This is a genomic window from Catelliglobosispora koreensis DSM 44566, from assembly GCF_000379685.1.
Classification (GTDB): domain Bacteria; phylum Actinomycetota; class Actinomycetes; order Mycobacteriales; family Micromonosporaceae; genus Catelliglobosispora; species Catelliglobosispora koreensis.
Genome location: NZ_KB903256.1, coordinates 69,618 through 93,528, shown reverse-complemented (window position 1 = coordinate 93,528; position 23,911 = coordinate 69,618). Strand labels below are relative to the sequence as shown.

Here is a 23,911-nt window from a genome sequence, read left to right as displayed (position 1 = left end):
GCGGCATGGGCGTTTCACGTCATAGCAAGGTGGTGCCTAGCCAGGCGGCGGCTGCGGCGGTCACGAGGAGGGCGATGTTGAGCCCGATCAGGCGGGCCTCACCGCGGGATACGTGAACGACGATGCCGCCGGCCTGAATCAGCAGAAGCCCTACCGCCGCGGCGATAGCGAGCCAGGGCGCGATTCCGGTAAGCGGTGGCAGGATGAGCCCAGCCGCGCCTAGGACTTCTAGCGTGCCAATCGTTCGTACGACCGGCATGGGGACGCGGTCGACCCAGCCCATCATGGGCAGGAGTTGTTCCTGGCTCTGAATGACCTTCTTGCCTCCCGCGTAGAGGTAGAACAACGCGAGAAGGGCAGCGACGATCCAGTAGGCGAGTTCCATGAGGAGCCCTTCGATGACAGATATATGGGCGGCGAACAGGATGGTTACTATCCGGAAGTAGCTACATGATGCGTCAGTATCGAGGGGCTTACAAAAGGCACATTTATGTGCGTGAGGCACAGGGAGTTGTTATGTCGCAGTACGAGCACACTTGCATGATCCGAGGCGACGGCGGCCGTACGGTCCGGGCGATCCTTGATCACATCTGCAACAAGTGGACCCTGCTGATCGTGGCGACTCTCGATCAGGGCACGTTGCGCTTCACCGATCTGCACCAGCAAATACCTGGGATCTCACAGCGCATGCTGACGCTCACCTTGCGGAACCTGGAGCGTGATGGCCTGGTGGCGCGGACGGTTTTTGCCGAGGTTCCGCCGCGGGTGGAATACACGCTGACGGCCACTGGCAAAAGCCTCATCCAGCCCGCGCTGGCTCTGGCTAGCTGGGCCATCGAGCACGTTCCGCACATCGAGGCCAGCCGGGTCGCCTACGCAACGCGGACTGGATGAGGCTTACGTTTTGTTTGCGGGCTAAGGCTTAAGCACCTTGCCCAGTGCCATCGCGACAGCCATGTCGCCTTCGAGTTTGAGTTTGCCCTGCATGAACGCCATGGTGGCGTTGAGCTTCCCGGCGACCAGTGCCTCGAGGTCGCTGAGGGTGAGCTTGATGGTGCAGTCAGCCGGCGCGTCTTCGGTCGAGACCGAGGTGCCGTTGATCACCAACACTCCGTCGCCGCCGGTGTCGAACTTAATCGACTTGTCGAATCCCGACGCCGCAACCCTGTCCTTGAGCTGGTCGGCGATTTCTTGCACGCCCATGCGCCTACTCCTTACCAGGTAAATCAATAGCGTAAGTGGAACACGTTCTAGAAACGTTAGATCGTCATGCTAGCTGCTGAGAACGTTTCACAACAGTCCCATAGGCGGACCGTCGACGGCTTCACCAAACGGTTCGATGCTTCCGTCCCAACCGTTCCAGCCCTCTTGACTGATCTGCCCATTGGCATAGGTGGAGGACCAGGTCGATCCATCCTCACCTTCAATGTGGACAGTTCGCCCAGGCGGCTCACTTCACCTGCCCGTGTTTCGTGGTTTGTCCAGAAGAGACAGTCCGCTTCTTGCTCGCCACCAAGGCATTAGCTGCATGACGCCAAACGTCACCTCGACGGCGAAGAACAGCCAGAGCAGCTGTGTCGCACCACTGGCCAGGGCGTAAAGCTGCCACATCGCGAAAAGCATGCGCGCCGCACCGTCGTATAGTCCGTGCACGGGTAGTGGCTTGATAAGGCGCAGCAGGGACCAGATGACCACGACGGAACCCATCAAGTTCGCGTAGAGCGTTAGCGTCGGGTCGATGGCGGGCAACGCACCGAGCCCCAGTGAACTGCCGAGCGACGACAGCATGCCGTGCAGCAGCATGTAGGTCCAGGGCGTCGCGAATCCAGCGGTGACAACGAGGTCGTACCAAGCACTCGCGCGAACAACGCGGCTATAGGCGGGATGCGATGGGGTGAAACGGCCGGTCACGGAAAGCTCCTCATGCGTATGGACAGCGAGGCTTCACCGTAAACATTGGAGTACGCTCCAAGGTCAAGACCGAAATCCCTTGGAGGGTCATGCGTATCGGGGAACTGGCCGCGCAAGCGGGCGTCACCACGGACACGGTCCGGTTTTACGAGAAGGTCGGGCTGATCGCCGGGAGGCGGCTGGGCAACGGCTACCGCGACTTCCCGCCGGAGGCGCTGGCATGGCTGCGATATGTCCGCGTCGCACAGACACTCGGGTTCTCGCTGGCCGAGATCACGCAGTCTGCGGCGCAGTTGCGTGAGGCGCCGGACACCGCGCGGGCGCTGGCGGAATTGTTCCAGGACAAGATCCGGGTCATCGACACGCGCATCGCGGAACTCACCTCGCTGCGCGAAGATCTCAGCGCTCGCGCTGGCACCGTTTGTCCCTTGCAAGCGGAACTGACGGCAGCCTTAGCCCTGAAACCCTAAGAGCCGGCCTAGGCCGGCTCTTACGAGTGGGTTCGCTTGTCTCTTAACGCACTGCTTGCTTCAGCAGGGCGGCGATCTTCTTTTCGCTGGCGGCCGTCAGCTCCGGGATGGCGAACGAGGTGGCCCAGATGGCCCCATCGTCGAGGTTCGCTGCGTCGCTGAAGCAGAGCATGCCGTAACGCGTATTGAACTTGTTCGCTGGCTGGAAGTGGCACACGATTTTGCCGTCGATGGCGTACGCCGGCATGCCGTACCAGAGCTTGGCGGTCAGCGCCGGGGCGTTGGCCTTGATGAGGGCGTGCAGCCCCTCACCGACCACGCGGTCCTGCTCCGGCATTTCGGCCAGCTTCGCCAGCACCTCGGGCTCGGTGTCCACCTTGGCGCCGCGTGGGCGGCGGGAAGTGGCCTTCAGCTCGTTCGCGCGGTCCTTCATCGCGCTGCGCTCGGCCTCGGTGAACCCGTCGTACGACTTCGTGGTCTTCATGGTGGCCATGTCAACTTCTCCCTATTCGCTGTGTCCCTGACAGGAGTTATCTGACCATCGGCACGTCAAGCCTCGCACCATCCGTGGGACACCGTGGGACAACCGAAACGCTGCCTGCCTGCGGAAACGGAATCAAAGAACCACGGTCCCGCCTGGGACACGGGCCTGTTTCACGGTGACGCGACGGCGTCGCGTGGGCAGGCCGAGCATCGGGTTGGCGACGCCCCAAGCCGCGCCTTTGCAGATCAGCTCCTTGTAGACGGTGGCGATGCGCCCGGTCAGCACCGCCGGCACGGCACGGTCGTCAGCGGTGACGTATTGAATCAGGCCCTCTTTGCGGCCCAGCGAGATGCACTGGTTGAAGTAGCGCAGCGGCGCGTTCGGGCTTGGAGTCGCCCTGGCGTCAACCGATCCGCGACCTCGCTGGCGACGTTGCACGAGGCTTTGCCGTTGGCGGAGCAGGACGACAATCCCCTCAACAAGGCGTGGGGTCTTAGCCAGCTCGGCGTCGCGTTGCGGGTCATGGGGAAACTCGACGAGGCGGTCGAACAACACAGACAAGCCTTTGTGTTGCTGGAGTCTCTGGCCGAACCGCAGTGGGAGATCGATTTTCTTCCCGCCTATGCGCTGACCCTGCGTGTGGCAGGGCGCCATGACTTGGCGAAAGCGATGTATGAGCGCACTTTAGAGCTGGCCCACAGGCTTGGCCGGCCATATGAGGAAAAGCTCGCCCGCGAGGCGCTAACCGCTTAAGTCTCGTCACCAGCGAGCCAGGCGCCGACGCGGGGCAGTGCCGCGGGACCGCTGTCGCGCCTGACGTCGGCGACCAGGTCGGCGATTGTCGTGGCGCGTAACGCTTCGCGCCAGGCGTGATCGGCTCGGATCATGGCGCGGGCGACTGGGCATGCCTTCTTGCAGTCCTGGGGCGGCGTCGCTAACGGTCCGCGCTGGCGAATTTCGGTGCAAACGAACGTGGAGTCCTTGCCGTCAATGGCCTCAACGACGTCAAGGACAGTGATGTCCTTAGCTGGCCTGGTCAGGAGGTATCCGCCAGCGTGCCCCTGAACGGCGTGGATGATCCCGGCACGGGACAGCGCCTGGAGCTGTTTGGCGAGGTAGCTGCTGGACACGTCGTGCAACTCGGCGAGCTGGGTCATGGGTACCGGTGTTTGCACCGTGGTCAGCACCACGCAGCAGTGCAGAGCCCACTCGACGCCTCCGTTCAGCTTCATGCGGCCATCGTACTTGACTCGGACTCATCTTGTCCGAGTAATATCGCGGATAGAAGTTGTCCGAGTTAACGGAGGATGTCATGAGAGTCGTCGTCATCGGTGGCACCGGGCTCATCGGGTCGCAGGTCGTGGAGAATCTCCAGGCGAAGGGCCATGAAGCCATCGCCGCGTCACCAGCGTCAGGCGTTGACGCCACCACTGGAGAAGGCCTGGCTGAGGTGCTGAAAGGCGCAGACGTCGTCGTTGACGTCACCAACCCGCCCGTGTTCACCCCAGACAGTGTGCTGGCCTTCTTCACCGCCTCGGGCGAGAATCTCGCCGAGGCCGAGCGAGCCGCTGGGGTGAGTCACCACATTGCCCTGTCCATCGTCGGGGCCGACCGCCCTGAGGCATTTGGCTTCTACATGAAGGGAAAGCTGGCTCAGGAGGCGCTTATCCGGGAGTCTGGCGTTCCGTTCACCATCATCCGGGCGACGCAGTTCTTCGAGTTCTTCAAAGGTATGGCGGATGCGGCCGCCTCCGGCGACGAAGTGCGCTTGACCTCAAAGACGCTGCAGCCGGTCGCCGCGGCTGAAGTCGCCGCCTATGTGACGGAAGTCGCGCTGAGCGCACCGGCCAACGGGATCGTCGAAATCGCTGGCCCCGAACGCATTCCGCTCGCTGACGGCGTCCGCCGCCGGCTAGAGGCACTTGGCGATGCTCGCACGGTCGTCAAGGACGACTCCGCTCCCTACTTTGGTGGCGTCATCGGAGACGACACGCTCGTTCCGCGAAACGAAACCTATCGCCGTGCCACCACGACCTACGCGGATTGGCTTGCCGCCCTAGCGAAAGCCTAGCGGCTAGCTGGCGGCGGCCAGTTCAGCGTCACGGCGGGGCAGGAAGCTGGCCGCAAAGATGAGGCTTAGCAGTGACAGCGCAAAGGATGTCGGCGCCACTTGCTCTTCCTGCCACTCGAAGTCTCCCGCCCGGATAGCCTCCTGCGAGATGCCAAGGAACGAATCGCCTGGCCATAGCGATGCTGGAAACCACAGCGGCGCATAGGAATAGGGAAGCGCGGCGCCGTCGTCTAGCCGCCACAAGCCGAGAGCGTCGTACAACATGTAACTGTCGACAACCACCGCGACATCAATCGCGAGGAGCGCGCCGACAATCACCGTCACCATGCCTGCGGCTATCTGGCCCCGGCGAGCTAGCCACGTGGCGGCGAAGGCGAAGGCCAGCAGGAGCAACGCCCACACAGAGGCGGCCACGACTCCCGCGACACCGCCGCCGGCGAAGCCTCGCACGACCGAGTAGCCCAGTACCGCAACCAGCCACAATGGACCGATCCACATCAGTTTCCGGCGCATAGCCGGCAGCCTATCGCTTGGCAGAGCCTCACGCCGCCCCTCGTTTCGGGGCCGCAGGAGCAGCAGGGTGAGGCCACCGACCACGAGTCCCCAGAACGCGGAACCGATTCCGGCGATGGCGACGCCGGATGCGGTGATGACGAAGGTGACGGCTGCTGCTTCCCGGCCGGCGGGCACCTCTACGGCAGCGGTGACCGCTGCGGCCAGCGCTGGGAGCAGGGCGAGTCCGGCGACGGCGATGACGAGTACCGGTGGGGAAAGGACCATCAAAGCGGTCGCAAGGCCGGCGGCTAGGCCCAGGACCAGCTGGCCGGCGCCCTGGCCGACGGTGGCGATCCAGCGGCGGGAGGGATCGGGATGCGCGTCAGGGCCAGCCGTGATCGCGGCGGTGATCGCGGCGAGATTAACCGCGTGCGCACCAAACGGTGCACCGATAGCGCTGACGGCACCTGTCGTTAGCAGCACTCCGCGAAGGGGCGGCTGGTAGCCATAGGTGGAAAGCACCGCCATGCCAGGCACATTCTGGGCCGCCATGGTGACGAGGAAAAGCGGTATCGCGATGCCGATCACCGCTTGGGCTGTCACGCTGGGCATCGTGAACTCGAACCGTGGGCGAATGTCCACCGTGGACAGTCCAGAAGCGGCACCGCTAAGCGCGATCCCGGCCACGGCGGCGAGCAAGGCACCGGGCACGGCCCACGGCCGGGCGTAACGCATCAGCACTGCCCACGTGAGCACCACCGGGATCGCCAGCGCTGGCTCGTCGGCGACGGCACGCACCGGCGCGATGCATAGCGGCAGAAGCACGCCAGCGAGCATCGCGCTAGCGACCGGGCGCGGAATGGCGGCGATGCCGCGCGCGAGCCACGGGATGAGTCCAGCCAGCACGGTCAGGGCCGCCGCGATGGCGAACGCGCCGACCGCGGCGGGCCAGCCACCAGCGACCTGGCCTGTGGCGGCGAGCAGAGCGGCACCGGGAGTCGACCAGGCGATGGCGATGGGCATCCGGTAACGCAAGGCGAGGAAGATCGCGCAGACCGCGATGCCGAAGCAGACGGCGAGCAGGCCAGACGCCGCTTGGCCCGTGCTCGCCCCGACCGCCCGGAACCCGGCTAGCAGGATCGCGAACGAGCTGGCGAATCCGACCACGGCACTGACCAGCCCAGCTAGGAACGGCTGCACAGGTCCTCCTCCCGCCCGTCTGTCATCGTTCCGTTTTCGGAACGGTCGTGTCACCATAGCTAGGTGATGGCTCGCGAGACAACAGCGATTGGGCGACGGCTGCGCCAGCTGCGCGAGGCGCGCGGGATGTCCCTGTCAGAACTTGCCCGGCAAGCGGCAGTCGGCAAGGCGACGTTGTCTGGCCTGGAGAACGGCACACGCGACCCGCGTCTGGAGACCTTGTATGCCATAGCCGCCGCCCTCAACGTGCCGATGAGTGCGCTGACCCTCGACCAGGGCGCACCGGCTCACGAGGCTTCTTCCGTGCGCGGCACCGCTGTCGTCTCCAGGCTGCTTGAGGTCTTCGAGGAACCAGGCGCCGTCTACGAACTTTTCGCGCTGACGATCGTGCCGGGAGCCGAGCAGCTCTCACCCGCCCACCCGGCGGGCGTGACAGAACATGTGACTGTCCACTCTGGACAATTGCGCGCAGGGCCGGCCAAAGCGCCGTTGACGGGCGGTCCGGGTGACTACGTGTCCTGGCGATCCGACGTCCCGCATGTCTACGCGGCCCTTGGCGGGCAAGAGGTTCGGGCGACGTTGCTAATTCGCACACCACGCTGAAAAGGGCCGGCACTAGGTACCGGCCCCGTGTTCCTCGCAGCGCTAGTCTCCGCCGCCACCGTCCCCGCCGCCGCTGTCGCCTCCGCCATCGCTGTCACCATCGCTGGAGTCGTCATCGTCGTAGTCGGAGTCTGAGCCGCTGCTACCACCGCGGCGCCTGCGGCGCTTGCGTTTCGTCAACAGGTAGAACCCGAGGAACAGGATCGGCAGGGCCAGGAAAGCCATCGTCAGTTCGGCGTTGCCGACGGGTGCGGTGAAAGCGAAGCTGCCGAGCTGGTGCACCGGGTCTGACGGGGTGTTGGTGCCAGCTTTGAGGCCGGATGCCGTTTTGCCATAAAGGGTGCCGGTCGCCTGACCCTCTTCGGTCGTCCAGCTAACGTCGCAACGTTGTGGGAAGCCGGCAAGAGGCGCGGAGCCAATGGCACTTTGGCAAAGCGCCGGATCAGTGACCGTCACTGAGGTGACCTCCGGGCCCGCGATCGAGGCGACGTAGGGCAAGGTCACCGAGAATCCGAGGAGCAGGCCATACAGGACGAGGATGGTCCCGAGGATCTTTCGCATGCCGGCACGGTATCCCTGTCCTTCGATGCCAGTGCTGGATCTGGCAACAACACGACACGTGCGTGGCTACGGTTTGCCCTTCGGTTTGGTGGCGGCCTTCATCATGTCGACGGCGAGCTTTAGCACGACTCGCATAGCTGGAGACAGTTCGGTTTGGCGGCGTTGCACGATCGCGAACGTGTCCCACATCCTCGGCTTCAGCGACACAGCGGCCAAGTTGGGTGGGAGGCGGCTGTCGAGAGACTGCAGGATTCCCCGGTTCGTGATCGTGTCGGCGAAGCCGCGAGAAGCTAGCTCCAGAGCCGTTTCCACATCGTCCACATCGGCCAGTGAGCGTAATCTGCCGCCGACAGCCTGCACCCGCGCCACCAATTGCCGCCGAGTCGTGTCCGCCTCAGCCCAAGAGGCATAAGGGAGCACGAGGGGAGCCGTCGCCAGTCTCTCAGCGGTTACCGGACCGGTCAGACTCTCGCGGTCAGCGCTGAGGTAGACGACTTCATCGCGGCATAGGGGAGTGACTTTGAGCTGCGCATCGTCGACGGGCAGCGCGACGATGCCTGCCTCCACTTCGCCCGCGCGCACCATCTCAATCGTGGCAGCCGAGTTGAGCCCGACGACCTGGACGCGAACATTTGGATGCGCCTCAAGCATTTCCGCCACCAGGTCTGAGCCCGTGTAGTACCGCATCGTGCCGAACACTCCTAACCGGACAGTCCCGGCGACGACGTCGCGCACCGCGCGTGCGGCGGATAGGCCCTCTTCGCTGGCGGCAAGGGCACGCTCGGCATGCGGCAGCAGCGCCTGGGCGGCTTCGGTCGGCCGCAGCCCACGGCCGACGCGGATGAAAAGGTCGACACCACAAGAACGTTCCAGGAGCCGCACCTGTTCGGAGACGGATTGCTGAGCCAGCCCGAGATCGGCTGCCGCGGCGGTGAACGAGCCCGTGCGAGCGGCCGCCAGAAGGCACCGAAATTGGTGCAAGGTCGCCATGAGGTACAGGCTATACCTGTGGGTCCTTGAGGAGCTCCAGGCTACCTCGTGTGCGCAGCGCTCCCTACGTTAGGTGAGTGACCACCGTTCCTGTCGCCATGCCAGCTCCGCGCGCCCTGCTGGGCCGGATGCTCATCGTGCTGGCAGCTGTTTGCTACGGCTTGATGCCGCTGTTTGGCACCCGTGCGCACAGCGCTGGGCTCGACACGGTCGCGGTGATGGCCATCCGGTTCGCTATCGCTGCCGCCGGGTTGTGGACGATCGTGGCTATCCGCCGGCCCGTGATGCCGTCCTGGCAGGTGTCAGCCGGAGCGTTGGGGCTCGGCGCGACCTGCTGGACGCTGCAGTCGGTGGGATACCTCTATGCGGTCACCCGGCTCGGCGCCTCCGTTGCCGCGCTTCTGCTTTTCACCTATCCACTGATGGTCGTGATCGCCGCGGTCTTGCTTAAGCGCCAGCGCGTGGGGCGCCCGCTGTTGATCGCCTTCGGCTTGGTGGCCATCGGCCTTCTGCTTGTCTTCGCCAGTGGCACGACCGGCGCTCAACTCGATCTCTTTGGCGTGATCGCGGGAGTTGTCTCAGCGGTTACCTACACGATCTACATCCTGGCTAGCGAACCGTTGTCGCGGCGTACCGATCCGTTCCTGCTGATGGCGCTCGCGCTGACAGGCGCGGCCGCTGCCACCTGGATCGTGGTGTTCGCCCGTGGTGGCGTCGCGGTGTCGTCGATGATCGAGGCGGGCCCGCCGCTTCTGGGACTGGCTCTTCTGTCCACTGTGGTCGCCGCGATGGCATTCCTGCTGGGGCTCAAACTTGTCGGCGCTTCCACTGCCGCGTTGCTGTCCTGTGTTGAAGTGGTAGTCGCGTGCGCGGTGGCCGCGTTCGCCCTGGGCGACCGGCTCACCACCGCTCAACTGATGGGCTGCGTCGTCATCGTGGCCGCGGCGGTGTTCCTTAACTTGCCGCAGCGCAGCACCACGACAAATTAAGAAAATTAAGATCGATATCTTGCTGGATTAAAATACTCAAGGTAAAACTTGAGATATGACAGCGCGCCCGATGGAATGGCAAGACCTCACGAACCTGACCCGGGGGCAGCCCTTCGTCGTCGAGCGCGTGCGCTTGGCCAGCGGCGTGGCGATCGAGGGAGCGTTCGAGCCCCCGCAACTGGGTCAGCTCAGCCTCGAAGACCAGGTGTTCGTCACGGCATTCGTCAGATGCCACGGTTCCATCAAGGAGATGGAGCGGATCTTCGGGGTTAGCTACCCGACGATCAAATCCCGGCTCAACCGGATCGCTCAAATGCTCGACTTCGTCGAGACCGATCCGGCGCCGTCGCGCGCCGACGTCATAGACCGGCTCCGCCGCGGCGAAATCGATGCCCAGCAGGCATTGCGTGAGTTGGAGGGACACTCATGATGCCGCAACTGCTGTCCGTGAACGTAAAGCGGCCGGCTAGCCGTCCAATCCGGATCTGGGTGCCAGTGCTTCCCGTGTTGCTTGTCTTGTCACCGGTGTTGCTCCTAGCGGCTGTCGCCGCCACGGTCGCATGCGTGGTGCACCAGATCAGTGTGCTTCGGGCGCTCGGCACGGGGTGGCGGATCATGTCCGCACTTCCCGGCACCCGGCTCGACCTCAAACGCGGGCACACTGCCGTGCTCGTGAACATCAGCTAGTGAAGGAGGTGTGAAGTGAACGAACAGCGCAAAGACATCCTGCAGATGCTGAGCGAAGGCAAGATCACGATGGAGGAAGCGGACCAGCTCATCGCCGCTCTCGAACGCGACCGTCCGGCACCACCCACGGACGTCCAGCCGAAGGCGAAGCCGAAATACCTGCGAGTCCTGGTGGAGTCCAACGACGACAGCACTCCTACCCGGGTCAATGTCCGGGTGCCGCTGCAGCTGCTGCGGGCTGGCGTGAGGCTCGCTGCTTTGATTCCCCCGCAGGCGCTCGGCGAGGCCAACGCGGAGCTCAGCAGGTCGGGCGTGCCGTTCGATCTGAATCAGCTCAAGCCCGAGCAACTCGAAGCGCTCGTCGAATACCTGGACGACATGACGATCGAGGTCGACCAGCCGGACACCAAAGTCCGTGTCTACTGCGAGTAGCAACCGTCCGGATCATCGGACGGGCCCCCGAGAAGGTGCGCGAACACCTTCCCGAGGTCGCACCCGCACGAAGCAGAGCACGATTGAACCGCAAGCCTGAAGTCTAAACGAAACGACCGCACAGACCAGGGGCCATCGAGAGGGTGGTCCCTGGGTCATTTGTTCAGCGCGACGGCTTCGCGCACGAGCGCCTTCAACGCGGCCACATCGATGGAATCGCCTTCGTGAAAGTCGATGGCACGGTCCATTTTGCTTTTCAGGCGGGCGTTGAAGAGCTTCTTCGGATCCTTCATGAGCGCGCCCTTGAAGAAGGTCAGCTTCACGGCGCGTTTCCAGGCTTCGGCGATGCAGACAGTCCCGTTGTGAGACCAGACGGGCAGGCCCTCGGGCCGGGAAGGCATCTTCCACTTCACCTCCTCGACAAGACCGGGATCGGCCTTGCGGATTACGGTGCGCAAGCGGGACAACATCTCACCTCGCCAATCGCCGAGATTGCCGATGATGTCATCGATCTGCTCGGACGCGGACTTCTCCGCCATCGCCTTCCCCATTCTGCCGAGTTCTTCAGGTAGTAACGTCATTCTTATGGGTCGGCTACAGCGGCTGCTGCTGAATGTCCTTCCAAGACGGTGGTCCGAAGACATAGAGCGTGAGTCCCGGCAGTGGATCGCCTGCTGCCAGAACTGTGGGCACGAGAGTTCCGTGTGGGACCATGGCGGCATCAGGTGGAAGGCCGCGGGTGAGCCCCGGCGGCGGCTGCCGTGTGCCAGCTGCGGCCAGACGGCGTGGCACACGATCGCCCGGCTCGGCCACTGACGAAGAATGACCGACATCGGCGAGGTGATCACCCGCGTCCACCGCGAGGAGTGGGCCCGCGTGCTCGCGTCTCTAGCCCGGCGCCTCGGGGACCTCGACATCGCCGAAGAGATGGCGGCCGAAGCCTTCGTGACCGCTGTCGAGCGCTGGCCTGCCGACGGCGTACCCCCGAATCCTGGCGCATGGCTCACGACGACCGCGCTCCGCAAGGCCATCGACCGGCTGCGGCGTGAGGCCAAGCGCGAGGAAAAGCACCTGGAAGCGTTGATGTTGTTCGATGTTTCCGAACCGCTCGGCGCCATCGACGACGACCAGCTCCGCCTCGTGTTCACCTGTTGCCATCCCGCTCTGCCGATGGAAGCACGGGTCGCGTTGACCCTGCGGATGGTTGGCGGGCTCACCGTGCCCGAGATCGCGCGCGCGTTTCTGGTTCAGGAAACTGCCATGGGCCGGCGGATCACCCGTGCGAAGGAGAAGATCAGGGACGCGAAGATTCCGTATCGCGTGCCGTCACGCGAGGAGCTCCCGGCCCGGATCACTGGCGTGCTTGCCGTGCTGTACCTGATTTTCAACGAGGGCTACCTGGCCTCAGACCCCAGTAAAGAAGCGATCCGCAGCGACCTGACGGCCGAGGCGATCCGGTTGACACGGCTGGTTTTCGCGCTGATGCCGGCCGATGGTGAGGTCGCGGGACTTCTGGCGCTGATGCTCCTGACGGAGGCACGCCGGACCGCGCGGATGTCGGCCAGCGGTGACCTCATCACCCTTGACGAGCAGGACCGAGAAGCCTGGGACCGTTCGCTGATCGCCGAGGGTCAGGCTCTGGTACGGGCGCGTGTCGCCTCCGGCCAGCGACCGGGGCGGTACCAGATTCTGGCCGCCATAAACGCCGTCCACACCAGCGCCCGCGACGTCCGGGACACCGACTGGCCGCAGGTGGTCGCGCTTTACGATCAGCTGGTACGCCTAGACGCGTCACCAATCGTGCGGCTCAACCGGGCCATCGCCGTCGCCGAGCTCGACGGCCCACAGATCGCTCTGTCTGAAGTGGACGGACTGCCGCTTGAGGGATATCACGCCTTTCACGCCACCCGTGCCGACCTGTTGCGCAGGCTGGGTCGCAGCGCCGAGGCGCGGGCGGCGTACGGCAAAGCCATCGAGCTGGCAGGAAACACGGCCGAGACGGCCTATCTCGCCCGTCGGCGCGATCAGCTTGCGGCATAAGGGTTCTACACCATGTGCGTGGGGATGGCTAAGGTCAGCCCGCCGTCGACGATCAGGTCATGCGCGTTGACGTAGGACGCCTCATCGGAGGCGAGAAAGGCGACAGCGGCCGCGACTTCGCCGGCGGAGCCGATCCGGCCAACGGCGACCTTCGTGGCGGCGGCCGCCTCCGCGGCTGCGGATACCTCGGCCCGAAACGCTGGCGTATCAACGTATCCGGGGCTCACGGAGTTGACCCGGATGCCCCTGGGCGCTAGTTCAGCGGCGAGCGTCCGCGTCAGGTTCTGCACTGCGGCCTTGCTGGCGGAGTAAAGCGCGGTGGCAGGCGCACCCCGGTAAACCGCGAACGACGCGTTGATGACAATCGCGGCTTTGTCTGGCAGCAATGGCAGGGTCTTCTGGATAGTGAAGAACGCCGCTTTGAAATTGATACCCATCACCCGGTGGTACTCGGCTTCGGTCACGTTCGCGACAGGGGAGAAGGCACCGATGCCCGCGTTGGCGAAGACAACATCCAGTCGCCCGTAGCGGTCACTAATACGCGCGGTCAGCGCATCGAGGTCGGTTAGTTCGGCCGCGTCGCCCGCGATGCCGAGTGCCCGGCTGCCGAGTTCGGCGACCGCCGCGTCGAGCCGGGACTTGTCGCGCCCGGTGACAATCACTTGCGCGCCTTCGGAAATCAGCCTGTGCGCGGTGGCCAGTCCCATGCCACTGCTCCCACCGGTGATCAGAGCGATCTTGTCCGTGAATCGGTCGGTCATGACCCCATCGTGAAGCGCCGCCAGGGCGATAGGCAGTGCGCAGTTATCGTGGGTGTGGCACCACCAGGCTTGCGAGCCGTTGCGCGGTATCAGTGTCCGGCCGCGGGTTGTAGAGCACGAGATGCCAATGTGGATGGTCGGTGAATGTCAGGGTCGCCGCGTCGAACCACAGCTCGCCGGCTTCAGGGTGGCGCAACGCATTCACGGCTTGCCGCGGCACCCCCACTTCATGACGCTGCCAAAGTTCCGTGAACTCAGGGCTAACCGAAGTCAAGTAGTCAATCGCCTTACGGACCTGCGGATCGCCGGGCGCGTGAGCGGCATCGGCGCGATAAGCCGCCACAACGGCTGGCGCTGCTGACAGCCACACGTCGTTCATCGCTCTATACCAGGGATGTGTGAAGAACGTGATCAGACAGTTGTGCGCCGTATCGCCGAAGCCGAAGACGGCGCGGGCGGTGTCGTTGAACGCCAGCACATTCCAGTACCGGTCGCGCAGCATCGCTGGCCGCTGCTCCCAGGCGTCAACCAGCTGCCGGGCCTGCGGCGAGACCGCATCCTGCGCCGCCTTGGCCGGTGGGGGATTGAGACCCGCCAGTAGATAGAGGTGGCCGCGTTCCGGGCCGGTCAAGCGCAGCGCCGCGGCGATCGCGTCGAGCACCTCGGCCGAGACGGTGATGTCGCGCCCTTGCTCCAGCCAGGTGTACCAAGACACCCCGACCCCGGCCAGCACCGCGACCTCCTCGCGCCGCAGTCCCGGAGTCCGCCGTCTTCCGGCGGCGGGCATTCCCACGTCACTGGGGGCGAGCCCGGCCCGGCGGGTGCGAAGGAAGTCACGAAGCAGCTCGCGGCGAGGCTTTGCGGAGGCGAGGGTCATGCTCGTGCCAACAACGCCAGCCGCGTTCGCATTTCGTCTTGTCAGCCCGCCGAGTTGGAGGAGTGGTAGTCGCGCATGACCTTACGCAGCGCGGGCAGGGCCGGCCCGGCCTGCGTGACGAAGGTGTCGATGCGCTGCTTGCGTTCGCGTGCCTGGGCCCGGCTGATAGCGATGCGCACTTCGCCGACAGCGGCAAGCGCTGTCAGGGCGCCATCATGCGGTTCTGAACTGCCGCCGGAAAGGGCACGGGACACGACCGATCGCAGTTGTGTCACCGCCCTGTGCTCAAGCACCTTGACCCTCGTCGCGGGAATGATGCCGAGGATCCGGTATCGCTCGGTGCTGATGAGCCGCTCCTCGGTCAGCCGCTGCTGCACCGCGCGAAACATCGGTGTCTGCGCGTGATGAACCCAGTGGGCCCACGTTTTCGGCTTGTGTTTATTGCCAATCTCGTGAAGCACGTCGGCCAGCAAAGGATCTTTTACGTGAGCACGGCCTAGCCTGACTTTGCCGTCCACATCGGACAGCGCACCCGCGTGATGCAGTTCAGTGAGCGCTGCCGCCCGCAACACGTAACCCAGGTATCCGTTGCAGGTCAGCTTGTGCTTATCGGTGTTGTAGGCAAGCAGGTAGACCCGCGAGGTGAGGGGTGCAGGAAGCTCCATAGTCGCCTCTTTCAGTCGCCATCGGACGCACTCTTGGGTGGCCGGCCACGCCGCCGGGGCTCGCCAATGTCGCCGGGCAGACGCCCGGACTTGGCGAGGCTCTGGCGCAGCAAGAACTCAATCTGCGCGTTGACGCTGCGCAAATCGTCGGCTGCCCAGCGGGCCAGGGCGTCGTAAACTCCCGGGTCCAGCCTTAGCAGCAATTGCTTTCGCCCGGCCACCACACAGCTATCATAGTGATATCACTTTTTCCCGCGCAAGCCTGGCCTTCCGTCCGGTGCGCGGAATCGATAGTCTCGCCCCACCGAAACGTTGCACCTAACGGCGCAAACGGCATATGGGGAGCCCATCGATGGTGCACCGGATCCTGGTGGAATTTAAGGGAGAGGGCTCTGGTGTCGAGGAGCTGAGCTGGGGTCAGCAGGCGCAATGGGGAGCGATCCTGGCCAACGGTGGCCGAGTGCAATCAGCGGGCGGCAGCATGGCGCTGGCCGAGGGGACGACCGTCGAAGAACTCGTCCATTTGCTCGGATTTCTCATGAGCCGGCACCAGTCATTGCGCACGAAGATCCTGCTCGACGACGATGGCGAGCCGCGACAGCAACTGTTTGACTCCGGTGAACTCTTCCTTGAGGTGCACGACGTTGAGGCGGGTGCCGACCCGGCGGCTCTGGCGGAATCGATTGAGCAGCAATGGAAACAGGACGGCTGGGAAGTCACGCGCGACTGGCCCGTTCGGTGGGCGGTCATCCGCGACAACGGCGTCCCCTCCCACTTCGTTGCGTTGTATGCACATTTCGTCATCGACGCTTACGGCATCGAAGCGCTTGTCGCCGATATCGCCAACATGGACAAGGAAACGGGCAGGCATCTTTGCCCCGCCGAAGGCATGCAGCCGATGGAACAGGCCCGGGTGCAACGCACCGATAGCGCCAAACGCCAAGGTGCGGTTTCGCTGCGCTACTGGGAGCAGCAGCTGCGGTCGATTCCGTTGCGGCAGCTGGGAAATTCAAACGACGCCCGGGAACCGCGCTACTGGGAGGCCAGCTATCGCACGCGCGCGGGGCAGATGGCGCTCGCGGTGATCGCGGCACGGACAAAGCTGCATTCTGGATCCATCTTTCTCGCGGCCTACGCGTCGGCGCTGGCCCGCATCTCCGGAGCGAACACAAGCGTCATCAGGATCCTTGTCAGCAATAGATTCCGGCCTGGCTTCAAGGAATCGGTCAGTCCCGTTGCCCAGAGCGCGCTTTGTGTCATTGACGTAGAGGGATGCGCTTTCGACGAGATTGTCAACCGGGCGTTTCGCAGCCAACTCGCCGCTGGGCGGCACGCCTACTACGACCCCCGCGAGTTGTGGGCTCTGTTTGACCGCATCGAAGCCGAACGCGGCCAGCGGCCAGAGATGCAGTGCTACTACAACGACCGCAGGCGTTCCCTGGCATTGGGAACCGACAACGTTGGCGTTCTGCCGTCCCAAGAGGAGGTGCTTGCCGCGCTTTCGGCAAGTTCGTTCCGCTGGGGCGAACCGCAAGCCGACGGTCCGGTGCCGTTTCGCATGACCATCAACGCGGTGCCGGACGCCCTCGACTACACCTTGATCGCGGACACGGGCAGATTGGCGCCCGCCGATTTGGAGCGGTGCATGAGAGAGGTGGAAACCGTTCTGGTGGAAGGCGCTTTCGAGCCTGCCGCGCATCTGTAACCGTCCCGACAGAGGAACTGGCTTGTTGGGCGAACTCAGAAACAGAGCACTCCAACTACCCTGTGTAGCGAGTTTCGCCAGCTCGTTCTGGGGAGGTTGCGATGCGGGATGGACGATAGGGCTCACGCCGAGCGAGCGTGGGCGCAGAAGGCAGCGCTCATCGCAGAGGTGAGATCGCTAACGGCGCTGCTGTCCTCTGACTTTCAGACCGCGACTAGACGCATGCTCGCCGTGCAGGAACAGTGGGCGGCTATCGGGCGTACCGGGTCAGATGCCGTCGAAGACGCCCTTTGGCAGCAGTTCCGGGCGGCACACCAAGAGTTCTACGGGGCAGGACACACGCCGCGGGCGCGTGGGCGGAGCCAGGCCGAGATCCGGCAGCAGAAACTGCGGATCGTCGATGAGGCCGAGCGGATCTCCCACTCCACGGAATGGGTGAGTACCGAATTGGTCTTCCAGCGATTGAACGCGGAGTGGAGCAAGACGCAGCAACTCGGCAGTGATGAGGAAGCCCGGCTCGTCGAAAGGCTCAAGCAAGCCTGGGGCCGGTTCGCCGCCGCACGCGCTAGCCACTTCGCGGAACTGCAGCAGAAGACCGAAGAAGCCTTAAATACCAAGGATTCTCTGGTACGCGAGGCGGCCGCGCTGGTCAACTCGACTGACCTGGCCGAGGTGAGGCAGAAGTTCAGCGAGCTGGACAGCCGATGGAAGGCCGCGCCCGCCGTGCCTCCGCTAGACGAGCAACGGCTTTGGGCGCTAATGCAGCAAACCCAGGCACAGGTCATCGCCGCGATCGAGCAGGAACTGCGGCGGCGCGAAGACGAGAAGCGCGCGATCTATCAGCGCAAGGAAAACCTGATCAAGCAGACGCTGGAGCTGCTCCACCAACCCGACTTCCGTGCCGCCGAGGAAGGCCTGCAGCAGCTGATCACTGAATGGAACTCGTCTGGCCACGCCGGGCGCGAGCACGAACAAGGGCTCTACGAACGGTTTACCCAAGCCGCGCAACAGGTCTACCAGGCGATCGAGGACGCGGCTGAGGCAAACCTGCGCGAGGCCGCCAGGCGCATCGAGGGCGAGATCTACGATCTGCGCGACGAGGCCGACGAGTTAGACCGCCGGATCTACGAGGCGAAGCTGCGGATGTCAGACCTGATCGCGCGGCAAGAAGCCTCGCGCAGGGAACCAGGCCACTGGGAGATCACCGAAAGCCGGGCGGTGGCGATCGCCTCCGAAGAGCTGCACATCGAATCGTTAAGTGAGCGGCTAGACGAGACTCTGGATGCCATCGCCGAGCTTGAATCGCGGCTGCGCAACCTCGGCTGACCTAGTGTCGGTGATCTGTCTGTCTGATGTGGACGAAAGTGGCCGACAGGTTGGTGCACAAGCGTTTGCCCAGGAGGCTAGCATCGCTCGATGCGTGCGGCTTGACCGTCGCGAGTGAATGTTCAGCAGCCGGAGGCGTGAACGATGACCGACCTAGACGAGAGCACATTCGAAGCCGAAATCCTCGAGGAGGACGCGGCGCGTGACATCGCGAAGGCGGTCAGCGCTAGACATTCGATCGCTCGAAAATACGTCATGCGAGTCCGCCGCAAGCATCCGGACGCGACTCCCGCCGAAGTCATCCGGCTGCTTGAGCGCCACTACGTCGTGGCCATCAGCACGGCTGGCGCGGTCATCGCCGTCGGCGTCATAGCAGCCGAAGTCGGGATCTCGATGATTCCCGGGAGCGGGGCTGTCAAGACGGTGGGCCAGAAGGCGGGCGCGGAGGCCGTGAAGGCGGCCGCGAAGACCGCCGCCAAGAACGCCGCGCTCGGTGTGGCGAAGACGGGGGCTCAGCGAGCCGTGACGCTGCTGCCCGCCGGTGATAAGCAGCTCCAGTTCGAAATCACGGCGATCTTCGGACTAGCCATCGCTGACATCCACAGCATGAATCTCGACAAAGAGCAGGCCCAAGCCCTGGTCTATGGATTGTCAAACACTCGTGTCAGCCAGCAGCAGATCGCGACGATGGCGACCGACATCGCGAGCACGTCGACAGAGGTTGCCGTTGGCGGGGGACAGGCGGTGGCAGTCGGCCGAGGAGATTGGTCGCAGTGGGCGAACACGTTGGCCAGCATGCTTCCGGGTGACGCGGCGCAGACGCTCGTTCGCACCATTCAGACGGGCAAGCTCGATACCGTACGCCCCCATCTGAGTGGGAAACAGCCGGCAGCTGTCGATTATGGTGTCGGAGCCCTGGCGGGTGGTGTCACGCGCTTCGTCTTCGGCCGGGAGGTGGTCGACGCGGCACGGGTCGCTTTCGCTGATCCTCCTGGCAGCTTCCCCTCGCACCTGGCTATCCCAGTTAAGGCGCAGCCCGACGATGACGCGGATGCCGAGCCGAACCGAGCGTTCAAGGCCTTGGAAGACGCGGCGAAAGCAACGGCAAACTGGGTCTCTGGTGCGGCCAATGCCGTGGGCAGTGGGGTGGCGACCGCGGCGGGCGCTGTGTCGCGTCCGTTCAGAAGTGTCGACCGGGATGGCGACGGCGTCCCGGACGCGCCGCAGGCACTAACCGCGGTAAAGGGCGTAGGCGGTGCGATCGCCGGCGCGGCAGGTGCGGTCGGCGGGGCAGCCGCGTCGCTGTTCAAGAGCAAGAAGCCGACAGAGTAGAACAGGCGGTATGCCCCCACAAGGCTGATGTGCCAACGTTTACCGAGTTCGTATCATCTGCGACGTGACTGAGCTCCAGGTGGATGTCGATTTGCCGTATCCGCCAGAATTGGTATGGCGTGCCTTGACGGATCCGGGCTTGCTCGGTGAATGGTGGCTGCCAGTTGACCTCGCTCCGCAGGAGGGGGAGAGCTTTCGTGCCTTCCCGCCCTCTCACACTCCGGTCCTGCCTGCCACGCTTGAAGTCGATGTGCTGCAAGCCGACAAGCCATCGTTGCTGTCACAGCGGTGGAGCGGCGATGAGCTGCACACTCATGTCACGTGGGAGATTCTGCCGCAGGAGCACGGAAGCCGGCTTCGCTTCACCCAGCAGGGTTTCTTCGGGATCGACGGCAAGCAACGCCGCATGGACCTGCGCGACTTATACGTCACAATGCTGACAAGCCGGCTGCCTGCGGCGCTAAGCCGGGCAAGCGGCGCCATTCTTGCGCCCACCACAGAACTTCCCCGCTTGGTCGCTGTGACCGCCGACGGGGTTGAAGACGGTCTCTCCGATGTGGATCTGTCAGCCGAGCCGAAGCTCTCATCGGGACGCCGTTGGCCGGTGCGTCTTCTCATCGGCGCGACCGTCGGTGTTGCCGTGCTCTCTCTCGCGGCGGCGATCTACCCGGCAAGCGACCTGACTCCCGCCAGTGGGCTGCCTGCTAGCGGCCAGCCGGTCACGAGTTCCTTTTCCCCACAGCCGTCCTCCAGCGCGACAGGCATCCCCTCTGCCTTGCCGGGCGTTAAGCCCGATCCGACCGCGAGCGTCACCTCTACTCCATCGCCAGAGTCAACCGCTTCGCCTTCGGGCCCTACGCTGACTGCCACCTATCGCACCATGAGTGTGCTTGGGATTGGCGGCTTCGACACCGAAGTCACCGTGTACAACTCTGGGTCCGCTGATTATCCAATGTGGACCGTAGTGCTCGTTATGCCCGACGCCGTAGCCGTTACTAACAGGACCCCGAACGAAGTTGAGGTGTCGCAGCAAGGCGAGGTCGTGACCATCAAACCGCTCGCCGGGCGGCACGTGCCCGCCAAGGGGACGGTCACCTTCGTCGTGCGCCGTCCAGGGCTTGTCGTGGCGGGCGCCGCCAAGTCTTGCGCCATCGACACCAAGCCCTGCCAGGCCGGATAGGTTCCGTGGCCGGCAAGTCACCAGAGTTGAGTGGGCCCGGTTCGCATCTACCGGGCCCACTCGCCGGGCACTAGCTCGGACAGCCGGAGCTGTCCTGCACAAAGAATCCGTTGACCGTCGCCAGAGTCTTGTCGTAGCAGGTATCGCCGCGCCATTGGTAGCGCTCAGTCGAGGTGCCCTGGGCGTGCCGGTCCGGGCGTGGCACGCCCAGGGTCCACTCCGCTTGACCGGTGAAGGTGTCGCCGAGTGTCCAATGTAGAGGCTTGCCAGAACCGGCACTGGAGTAGTTCATGGCGTCGGTGAGAGTGATCGAAGTGTTGAGGCGGTTGGACGCCGAGATGGAGATCGTGCCATCGATCGCGTACGTGGCGGCTTGCCGGGTCACTGACGGGTGATGTCCCGCGACGATGGCCACCGAAGTGTCCGTCCAGGTCGCCTTAAGGCTGTCTGGATTCTCCTCGGCACCCCAACGATGGGTAGAGGTGTTAGCCAGCGCGCGGTTGACGAGGAAGATCGTGCGCCCGCGTGAAGTCTCCACGAATCCTACGGCGTTGAAGTTGTGGCTGGCCGTGGTCTTAACCTCGGTAAACCCTTCTGGCGTTGACGTGCGCACGTCATTTTCCATGGGGGACAACGACGCGGAAAGCAGCTTGCCCGTGACCTGTGTCGAGCCAGCGTCACGCCACACCAGGAAACTGGTCGGCACCTCCCAGCCGGACTGCCCGGCCGGGACTCCAACCACGCGGACGGTGACCTTGTGCGCCGCACCGTCGGTGAGCCGGCCGATGAAGGGACCCAAGTCGTACTGGAGCGGTTTGAGGTCGAAGGCCCGGGGCGCTGGCAAGGCGTACCAGAGGAAAGGGTTTGACCATCCACCGGTGTAGATGTGGGGGTAGGGTGCGGCAATGCCAGCGACTTGACCGTCGATGAGGACCTGCACCTCGCGGTAGGGCCCGTTGTCTGCCGGGCACGAATACCCGGAGGCTGGGGGCGCGGTGATGTACCAGAATTCTTCGCAGCCACCGCCAGAGCCGGTGGCGTAGATTTCAGCCATCAGTCGTTCGGTGTTGCGCGGGACCGTCAGGGAACCGACGCGGTCGGAACCGTCGCTGATCACCTCAGCGAGCGGCAGGATCTGCTCTGGTTGGCCGGTTGGTGCCGGGCCGGCATAGAAGGACAGGTCAACCTGGATGTCGAGGATGCCGGTATAGGTGTCGTTGACGACGTTGCCAAGCCACATCGTCACTGGCTGCGGCTGCTTCAGCAGCTGTGCGTAGGCGGTGACGTCCTTTTCTACCGTCCACTGAATGCCGTCGACCGATGGTTCGGGTGTGGAGGTTTTGAAGATCGTGACGTCGCCGACCTCGAGCCGTCCCAGCCGGTCGAATTGGCGTCCCTTGACCGCTCCGGACATCTTCAGAACGACCTTCTCCCAGCTATTGCCGCATGCGGTCGGGGGAGTGAAGCTGCCCTTAAAGGGGTCGAAGTTGACGAATTCGTTGTCGACGATTCGCACGGTGCACGCCTGTCCGGCCGGCTTGGCGACCGGTGGGGCGGCGGTGCGCGGGTCGTCCCAGTCGGTGCCGAATTCCGGTGGCGAGGTCGCCGCCAGCGCTGATGAGGAAACGGCCAGGGTCAAGGCCAGGGCGATGGCGCCGGTAACGGTGAAGCGTCTCATAAATTGAGAAGCTTACATATATCTAATGTCGTGGCACCAGGTGCAGCTCAGGGCAGGTAAATGGGGCGACAACTGTCGTACCATCCGTAGAGAATCCCCGGGTGACGCTCTCTGCCCTTCTCGGTCGTTTCCGCCCGCCATCGCGCCTCGCAGGCCGCCTCTCGTTGCAGTCGCTGCTTTTCGCGCTCGGTGAAGGCACGTTCATGACCGGTTCGGCAGTGTTCTTCACCAAGATCGTCGGACTGTCCGCGGCGCAGGTCGGTCTCGGCCTAACGCTGGCGGGCATCGCCGCTTTCCTTGCCGCGGTGCCGATGGGCAAACTGGTCGACCGCTTTGGCCCGAAGAAGATGTGGGCGGTGAGCGCGACCGGGCAAGCGGCGATGTTCGCGGTCTGGCCATTTATCACTGATTTCAAGGGCTACGTCATCATGGCCGTGTGCATGGAGGTGATCGGCGCACTCGGCGGCGCCGCGCACGGGGCATACACCATCGATGTGCTGCCAGCCGACGAGCGTGTGAAGTCCCGCGCTTACATGTATTCAGCGCTCAACGTTGGCTTCACTCTCGGCTCAGTGATGGGCGGCATCGCGCTGGCGTTCCAGTCCAACGCGGTGCTGCATGCCTTGCCCTGGTTCACGGCCGCGGTCTTCCTGGTGAACGCGGCGGCGGTCACGCGGCTGCCCAAGGCATCCCATGACGAACGCACGCCAGAAGAGCGCAAGGTGCGCATCCCTGGGCCGGGTCCGATGCGCAACCCCGGCTGGCTGCTGACGACCTTCTTCATCGGGGTGTTCTGGACTAACCAGGTGTTGCTCAACATCGTCATTCCGCTCTGGCTGGTCGAGCAGACCGACGCCCCACGGGTGCTGCTGGCCTTCCTATTCGCGACCAACACGGTGATGTGCATCTTCTTGCCGATGGCCGCCTCCCGGGGCGTGAAGGACGTATCGACCGCACTCAAGGCGGTCCGGTTGTCCTCAACCTTCTTCGTCATCTCCTGCCTCATCACCCTCGCGACCCACGACACCATCGGCTGGGTGACGATCGCTCTCGTCTGGCTAGGACACGTCACGGTGACCGGGGCAGAGCTCTACCTCTCGGCGGCTAGCTGGTCCTTCGAAGCCGAGCTGATGGACCCGCGCCAGCGCGGCGCCTACCAGGGCGCGGCCGAGCTGAGCATGACCCTCGGCAAGGTTTGGGCGCCAGCGGTCTACACCTTCCTGGCATTGAACTGGGGCGCTGCCGGCTGGCTGATCATCGCCGGCGTCATCGTGCTGGCGACCGTCGCCATCCATCCGTCGACCCGGCTCGCCCGGCGCTTCCTCGAACGGCACGTTCCCGCCGATGTGCTCACCGACGCACGTGCCTCCAGCGGTGAAGCCGACGAAGAGACCGACACACTGCCGCCCCGCCAAACTGAAGTGGCGCAACCGTCACCCGTATAGTCGCGCGGT

General features: G+C 64.3%; 30 protein-coding genes and 1 pseudogene. 16 read left to right on the top strand and 15 right to left on the bottom strand.

Annotation, left to right across the window (positions count from 1 at the left end; translation table 11 throughout):
• Positions 1 to 19 precede the first annotated feature (19 nt).
• On the bottom strand, positions 20 to 385 hold the full coding sequence (locus A3E1_RS0117260; RefSeq protein ID WP_020522046.1) for a DoxX family protein: 366 nt from the start codon (positions 383 to 385) through the stop codon (positions 20 to 22).
• Between the two features lie 131 nt (positions 386 to 516).
• On the opposite strand from A3E1_RS0117260, the gene A3E1_RS0117255 reads away from it, so the two are divergent.
• Positions 517 to 894, top strand: coding sequence for a winged helix-turn-helix transcriptional regulator (locus tag A3E1_RS0117255; protein ID WP_020522045.1), 378 nt, complete (start codon positions 517 to 519; stop codon positions 892 to 894).
• 21 nt (positions 895 to 915) lie between these two features.
• On the opposite strand, the gene A3E1_RS0117250 is transcribed toward A3E1_RS0117255, so the two are convergent.
• The gene (locus tag A3E1_RS0117250) at positions 916 to 1,203 is read right to left on the bottom strand and encodes an SCP2 sterol-binding domain-containing protein (protein ID WP_020522044.1); all 288 of its coding nucleotides are present in this window, start codon (positions 1,201 to 1,203) and stop codon (positions 916 to 918) included.
• Between the two features lie 252 nt (positions 1,204 to 1,455).
• Positions 1,456 to 1,911 carry a hypothetical protein gene (locus A3E1_RS0117245; protein ID WP_020522043.1) on the bottom strand — a complete coding sequence of 152 codons (456 nt, stop codon included), beginning with the start codon at positions 1,909 to 1,911 and terminating at the stop codon, positions 1,456 to 1,458.
• Positions 1,912 to 2,000: 89 nt separating this feature from the next.
• On the opposite strand from A3E1_RS0117245, the gene A3E1_RS0117240 reads away from it, so the two are divergent.
• Entirely contained in the window at positions 2,001 to 2,381 is a 381-nt protein-coding gene (locus A3E1_RS0117240) for a MerR family transcriptional regulator (protein WP_020522042.1), read from the top strand.
• A 43-nt stretch (positions 2,382 to 2,424) separates the two neighbouring features.
• Here A3E1_RS0117240 and A3E1_RS0117235 read toward each other — a convergent pair whose 3' ends face one another.
• Both A3E1_RS0117235 and A3E1_RS0117230 read right to left on the bottom strand, forming a co-directional pair.
• Positions 2,425 to 2,874 carry an iron chaperone gene (locus A3E1_RS0117235; protein ID WP_020522041.1) on the bottom strand — a complete coding sequence of 150 codons (450 nt, stop codon included), beginning with the start codon at positions 2,872 to 2,874 and terminating at the stop codon, positions 2,425 to 2,427.
• 123 nt (positions 2,875 to 2,997) lie between these two features.
• Positions 2,998 to 3,249: pseudogene (locus A3E1_RS0117230) on the bottom strand (hypothetical protein); the annotation flags it as partial.
• Positions 3,250 to 3,315: 66 nt separating this feature from the next.
• Here A3E1_RS0117230 and A3E1_RS0117225 point away from each other — a divergent pair.
• Positions 3,316 to 3,618 carry a tetratricopeptide repeat protein gene (locus A3E1_RS0117225; protein WP_157631574.1) on the top strand — a complete coding sequence of 101 codons (303 nt, stop codon included), beginning with the start codon at positions 3,316 to 3,318 and terminating at the stop codon, positions 3,616 to 3,618.
• Here A3E1_RS0117225 and A3E1_RS0117220 read toward each other — a convergent pair.
• Positions 3,615 to 4,097: an RrF2 family transcriptional regulator gene (locus tag A3E1_RS0117220; RefSeq protein ID WP_020522039.1), complete on the bottom strand. Its 483-nt coding sequence runs from the start codon at positions 4,095 to 4,097 to the stop codon at positions 3,615 to 3,617. The genes A3E1_RS0117225 and A3E1_RS0117220 overlap by 4 nt on opposite strands.
• Before the next feature lie 80 nt (positions 4,098 to 4,177).
• Between A3E1_RS0117220 and A3E1_RS0117215 the strand changes: the two genes are divergently transcribed.
• Positions 4,178 to 4,936, top strand: coding sequence for an SDR family oxidoreductase (locus A3E1_RS0117215; RefSeq protein ID WP_020522038.1), 759 nt, complete (start codon positions 4,178 to 4,180; stop codon positions 4,934 to 4,936).
• Between the two features lie 3 nt (positions 4,937 to 4,939).
• On the opposite strand, the gene A3E1_RS40715 is transcribed toward A3E1_RS0117215, so the two are convergent.
• Positions 4,940 to 6,631, bottom strand: coding sequence for a benzoate/H(+) symporter BenE family transporter (locus A3E1_RS40715; protein WP_020522037.1), 1,692 nt, complete (start codon positions 6,629 to 6,631; stop codon positions 4,940 to 4,942).
• Positions 6,632 to 6,697: 66 nt separating this feature from the next.
• On the opposite strand from A3E1_RS40715, the gene A3E1_RS0117205 reads away from it, so the two are divergent.
• Positions 6,698 to 7,234 (top strand): helix-turn-helix domain-containing protein, encoded by a 537-nt coding sequence (locus tag A3E1_RS0117205; RefSeq protein WP_040391033.1) that lies wholly within the window; start codon positions 6,698 to 6,700, stop codon positions 7,232 to 7,234.
• A gap of 42 nt (positions 7,235 to 7,276) precedes the next feature.
• Here the strand turns inward: A3E1_RS0117205 and A3E1_RS0117200 are convergent, their stop codons facing one another.
• Both A3E1_RS0117200 and A3E1_RS0117195 read right to left on the bottom strand, forming a co-directional pair.
• Positions 7,277 to 7,795, bottom strand: coding sequence for a hypothetical protein (locus A3E1_RS0117200; protein ID WP_020522035.1), 519 nt, complete (start codon positions 7,793 to 7,795; stop codon positions 7,277 to 7,279).
• Between the two features lie 66 nt (positions 7,796 to 7,861).
• Positions 7,862 to 8,785, bottom strand: coding sequence for a LysR family transcriptional regulator (locus A3E1_RS0117195; RefSeq protein WP_020522034.1), 924 nt, complete (start codon positions 8,783 to 8,785; stop codon positions 7,862 to 7,864).
• A 77-nt stretch (positions 8,786 to 8,862) separates the two neighbouring features.
• Here A3E1_RS0117195 and A3E1_RS44830 point away from each other — a divergent pair, with 77 nt between their 5' ends.
• The 4 genes from A3E1_RS44830 to A3E1_RS0117175 are packed head-to-tail and all read left to right on the top strand — an operon-like array spanning position 8,863 to position 10,893.
• A complete protein-coding gene (locus A3E1_RS44830; protein ID WP_020522033.1) occupies positions 8,863 to 9,774 on the top strand; it encodes a DMT family transporter in 912 nt (303 codons plus the stop codon).
• Between the two features lie 55 nt (positions 9,775 to 9,829).
• Positions 9,830 to 10,204 carry a DUF2089 domain-containing protein gene (locus tag A3E1_RS0117185; RefSeq protein ID WP_020522032.1) on the top strand — a complete coding sequence of 125 codons (375 nt, stop codon included), beginning with the start codon at positions 9,830 to 9,832 and terminating at the stop codon, positions 10,202 to 10,204.
• On the top strand, positions 10,201 to 10,461 hold the full coding sequence (locus A3E1_RS0117180; protein ID WP_020522031.1) for a hypothetical protein: 261 nt from the start codon (positions 10,201 to 10,203) through the stop codon (positions 10,459 to 10,461). Before A3E1_RS0117185 ends, A3E1_RS0117180 begins: the two co-directional genes overlap by 4 nt.
• Before the next feature lie 15 nt (positions 10,462 to 10,476).
• Positions 10,477 to 10,893 carry an SHOCT-like domain-containing protein gene (locus A3E1_RS0117175; RefSeq protein WP_020522030.1) on the top strand — a complete coding sequence of 139 codons (417 nt, stop codon included), beginning with the start codon at positions 10,477 to 10,479 and terminating at the stop codon, positions 10,891 to 10,893.
• A 155-nt stretch (positions 10,894 to 11,048) separates the two neighbouring features.
• Here A3E1_RS0117175 and A3E1_RS0117170 read toward each other — a convergent pair whose 3' ends face one another.
• Entirely contained in the window at positions 11,049 to 11,432 is a 384-nt protein-coding gene (locus tag A3E1_RS0117170) for a DUF1801 domain-containing protein (protein ID WP_211215944.1), read from the bottom strand.
• A gap of 46 nt (positions 11,433 to 11,478) precedes the next feature.
• On the opposite strand from A3E1_RS0117170, the gene A3E1_RS47165 reads away from it, so the two are divergent.
• Both A3E1_RS47165 and A3E1_RS0117160 read left to right on the top strand, forming a co-directional pair.
• On the top strand, positions 11,479 to 11,709 hold the full coding sequence (locus A3E1_RS47165; RefSeq protein WP_157631573.1) for a hypothetical protein: 231 nt from the start codon (positions 11,479 to 11,481) through the stop codon (positions 11,707 to 11,709).
• Between the two features lie 6 nt (positions 11,710 to 11,715).
• On the top strand, positions 11,716 to 12,933 hold the full coding sequence (locus A3E1_RS0117160) for an RNA polymerase sigma factor (protein ID WP_020522027.1): 1,218 nt from the start codon (positions 11,716 to 11,718) through the stop codon (positions 12,931 to 12,933).
• A gap of 5 nt (positions 12,934 to 12,938) precedes the next feature.
• Here A3E1_RS0117160 and A3E1_RS0117155 read toward each other — a convergent pair whose 3' ends face one another.
• The 4 genes from A3E1_RS0117155 to A3E1_RS0117140 are packed head-to-tail and all read right to left on the bottom strand — an operon-like array spanning position 12,939 to position 15,460.
• Entirely contained in the window at positions 12,939 to 13,694 is a 756-nt protein-coding gene (locus tag A3E1_RS0117155; protein ID WP_020522026.1) for a glucose 1-dehydrogenase, read from the bottom strand.
• Between the two features lie 43 nt (positions 13,695 to 13,737).
• Complete coding sequence (locus tag A3E1_RS0117150) at positions 13,738 to 14,571, bottom strand: helix-turn-helix transcriptional regulator (protein ID WP_020522025.1); 834 nt, start codon at positions 14,569 to 14,571, stop codon at positions 13,738 to 13,740.
• 41 nt (positions 14,572 to 14,612) lie between these two features.
• Positions 14,613 to 15,236: a GOLPH3/VPS74 family protein gene (locus A3E1_RS0117145; RefSeq protein ID WP_020522024.1), complete on the bottom strand. Its 624-nt coding sequence runs from the start codon at positions 15,234 to 15,236 to the stop codon at positions 14,613 to 14,615.
• Between the two features lie 11 nt (positions 15,237 to 15,247).
• Complete coding sequence (locus tag A3E1_RS0117140; protein WP_020522023.1) at positions 15,248 to 15,460, bottom strand: Arc family DNA-binding protein; 213 nt, start codon at positions 15,458 to 15,460, stop codon at positions 15,248 to 15,250.
• A gap of 128 nt (positions 15,461 to 15,588) precedes the next feature.
• Here A3E1_RS0117140 and A3E1_RS0117135 point away from each other — a divergent pair, with 128 nt between their 5' ends.
• From A3E1_RS0117135 to A3E1_RS44825, 4 genes are all read left to right on the top strand, one after another.
• Positions 15,589 to 16,941, top strand: a complete 1,353-nt coding sequence (locus A3E1_RS0117135) for a condensation domain-containing protein (RefSeq protein WP_020522022.1) — start codon at positions 15,589 to 15,591, stop codon at positions 16,939 to 16,941.
• Positions 16,942 to 17,049: 108 nt separating this feature from the next.
• Positions 17,050 to 18,267, top strand: coding sequence for a DUF349 domain-containing protein (locus tag A3E1_RS0117130; protein WP_020522021.1), 1,218 nt, complete (start codon positions 17,050 to 17,052; stop codon positions 18,265 to 18,267).
• A gap of 144 nt (positions 18,268 to 18,411) precedes the next feature.
• Positions 18,412 to 19,599: a hypothetical protein gene (locus A3E1_RS0117125; RefSeq protein ID WP_020522020.1), complete on the top strand. Its 1,188-nt coding sequence runs from the start codon at positions 18,412 to 18,414 to the stop codon at positions 19,597 to 19,599.
• Between the two features lie 64 nt (positions 19,600 to 19,663).
• Positions 19,664 to 20,779, top strand: coding sequence for an SRPBCC domain-containing protein (locus tag A3E1_RS44825; protein ID WP_020522019.1), 1,116 nt, complete (start codon positions 19,664 to 19,666; stop codon positions 20,777 to 20,779).
• A gap of 70 nt (positions 20,780 to 20,849) precedes the next feature.
• On the opposite strand, the gene A3E1_RS0117115 is transcribed toward A3E1_RS44825, so the two are convergent.
• Complete coding sequence (locus A3E1_RS0117115; RefSeq protein ID WP_020522018.1) at positions 20,850 to 22,457, bottom strand: peptide-N4-asparagine amidase; 1,608 nt, start codon at positions 22,455 to 22,457, stop codon at positions 20,850 to 20,852.
• Positions 22,458 to 22,558: 101 nt separating this feature from the next.
• Between A3E1_RS0117115 and A3E1_RS0117110 the strand changes: the two genes are divergently transcribed.
• Positions 22,559 to 23,902, top strand: coding sequence for an MFS transporter (locus A3E1_RS0117110; RefSeq protein WP_020522017.1), 1,344 nt, complete (start codon positions 22,559 to 22,561; stop codon positions 23,900 to 23,902).
• The last annotated feature ends 9 nt before the right edge of the window (positions 23,903 to 23,911 follow it).

What these genes read in the sequence shown, in the direction of transcription:
- A3E1_RS0117250 (WP_020522044.1), bottom strand. Translation starts at nt 1,203, where the DNA reads ATGGGCGTGCAAGAAATCGCCGACCAGCTCAAGGACAGGGTTGCGGCG.
- A3E1_RS0117115 (WP_020522018.1), bottom strand. Translation starts at nt 22,457, where the DNA reads ATGAGACGCTTCACCGTTACCGGCGCCATCGCCCTGGCCTTGACCCTG.
- A3E1_RS0117205 (WP_040391033.1), top strand. Translation starts at nt 6,698, where the DNA reads ATGGCTCGCGAGACAACAGCGATTGGGCGACGGCTGCGCCAGCTGCGC.
- A3E1_RS0117220 (WP_020522039.1), bottom strand. Translation starts at nt 4,097, where the DNA reads ATGAAGCTGAACGGAGGCGTCGAGTGGGCTCTGCACTGCTGCGTGGTG.
- A3E1_RS0117200 (WP_020522035.1), bottom strand. Translation starts at nt 7,795, where the DNA reads ATGCGAAAGATCCTCGGGACCATCCTCGTCCTGTATGGCCTGCTCCTC.
- A3E1_RS47165 (WP_157631573.1), top strand. Translation starts at nt 11,479, where the DNA reads ATGGGTCGGCTACAGCGGCTGCTGCTGAATGTCCTTCCAAGACGGTGG.
- A3E1_RS0117180 (WP_020522031.1), top strand. Translation starts at nt 10,201, where the DNA reads ATGATGCCGCAACTGCTGTCCGTGAACGTAAAGCGGCCGGCTAGCCGT.
- A3E1_RS0117235 (WP_020522041.1), bottom strand. Translation starts at nt 2,874, where the DNA reads ATGGCCACCATGAAGACCACGAAGTCGTACGACGGGTTCACCGAGGCC.
- A3E1_RS0117195 (WP_020522034.1), bottom strand. Translation starts at nt 8,785, where the DNA reads ATGGCGACCTTGCACCAATTTCGGTGCCTTCTGGCGGCCGCTCGCACG.
- A3E1_RS0117260 (WP_020522046.1), bottom strand. Translation starts at nt 385, where the DNA reads ATGGAACTCGCCTACTGGATCGTCGCTGCCCTTCTCGCGTTGTTCTAC.
- A3E1_RS0117135 (WP_020522022.1), top strand. Translation starts at nt 15,589, where the DNA reads ATGGTGCACCGGATCCTGGTGGAATTTAAGGGAGAGGGCTCTGGTGTC.
- A3E1_RS0117185 (WP_020522032.1), top strand. Translation starts at nt 9,830, where the DNA reads ATGACAGCGCGCCCGATGGAATGGCAAGACCTCACGAACCTGACCCGG.
- A3E1_RS0117145 (WP_020522024.1), bottom strand. Translation starts at nt 15,236, where the DNA reads ATGGAGCTTCCTGCACCCCTCACCTCGCGGGTCTACCTGCTTGCCTAC.
- A3E1_RS0117255 (WP_020522045.1), top strand. Translation starts at nt 517, where the DNA reads ATGTCGCAGTACGAGCACACTTGCATGATCCGAGGCGACGGCGGCCGT.
- A3E1_RS0117150 (WP_020522025.1), bottom strand. Translation starts at nt 14,571, where the DNA reads ATGACCCTCGCCTCCGCAAAGCCTCGCCGCGAGCTGCTTCGTGACTTC.
- A3E1_RS0117125 (WP_020522020.1), top strand. Translation starts at nt 18,412, where the DNA reads ATGACCGACCTAGACGAGAGCACATTCGAAGCCGAAATCCTCGAGGAG.
- A3E1_RS0117130 (WP_020522021.1), top strand. Translation starts at nt 17,050, where the DNA reads ATGGACGATAGGGCTCACGCCGAGCGAGCGTGGGCGCAGAAGGCAGCG.
- A3E1_RS0117155 (WP_020522026.1), bottom strand. Translation starts at nt 13,694, where the DNA reads ATGACCGACCGATTCACGGACAAGATCGCTCTGATCACCGGTGGGAGC.
- A3E1_RS0117240 (WP_020522042.1), top strand. Translation starts at nt 2,001, where the DNA reads ATGCGTATCGGGGAACTGGCCGCGCAAGCGGGCGTCACCACGGACACG.
- A3E1_RS0117160 (WP_020522027.1), top strand. Translation starts at nt 11,716, where the DNA reads ATGACCGACATCGGCGAGGTGATCACCCGCGTCCACCGCGAGGAGTGG.
- A3E1_RS0117215 (WP_020522038.1), top strand. Translation starts at nt 4,178, where the DNA reads ATGAGAGTCGTCGTCATCGGTGGCACCGGGCTCATCGGGTCGCAGGTC.
- A3E1_RS0117170 (WP_211215944.1), bottom strand. Translation starts at nt 11,432, where the DNA reads ATGGCGGAGAAGTCCGCGTCCGAGCAGATCGATGACATCATCGGCAAT.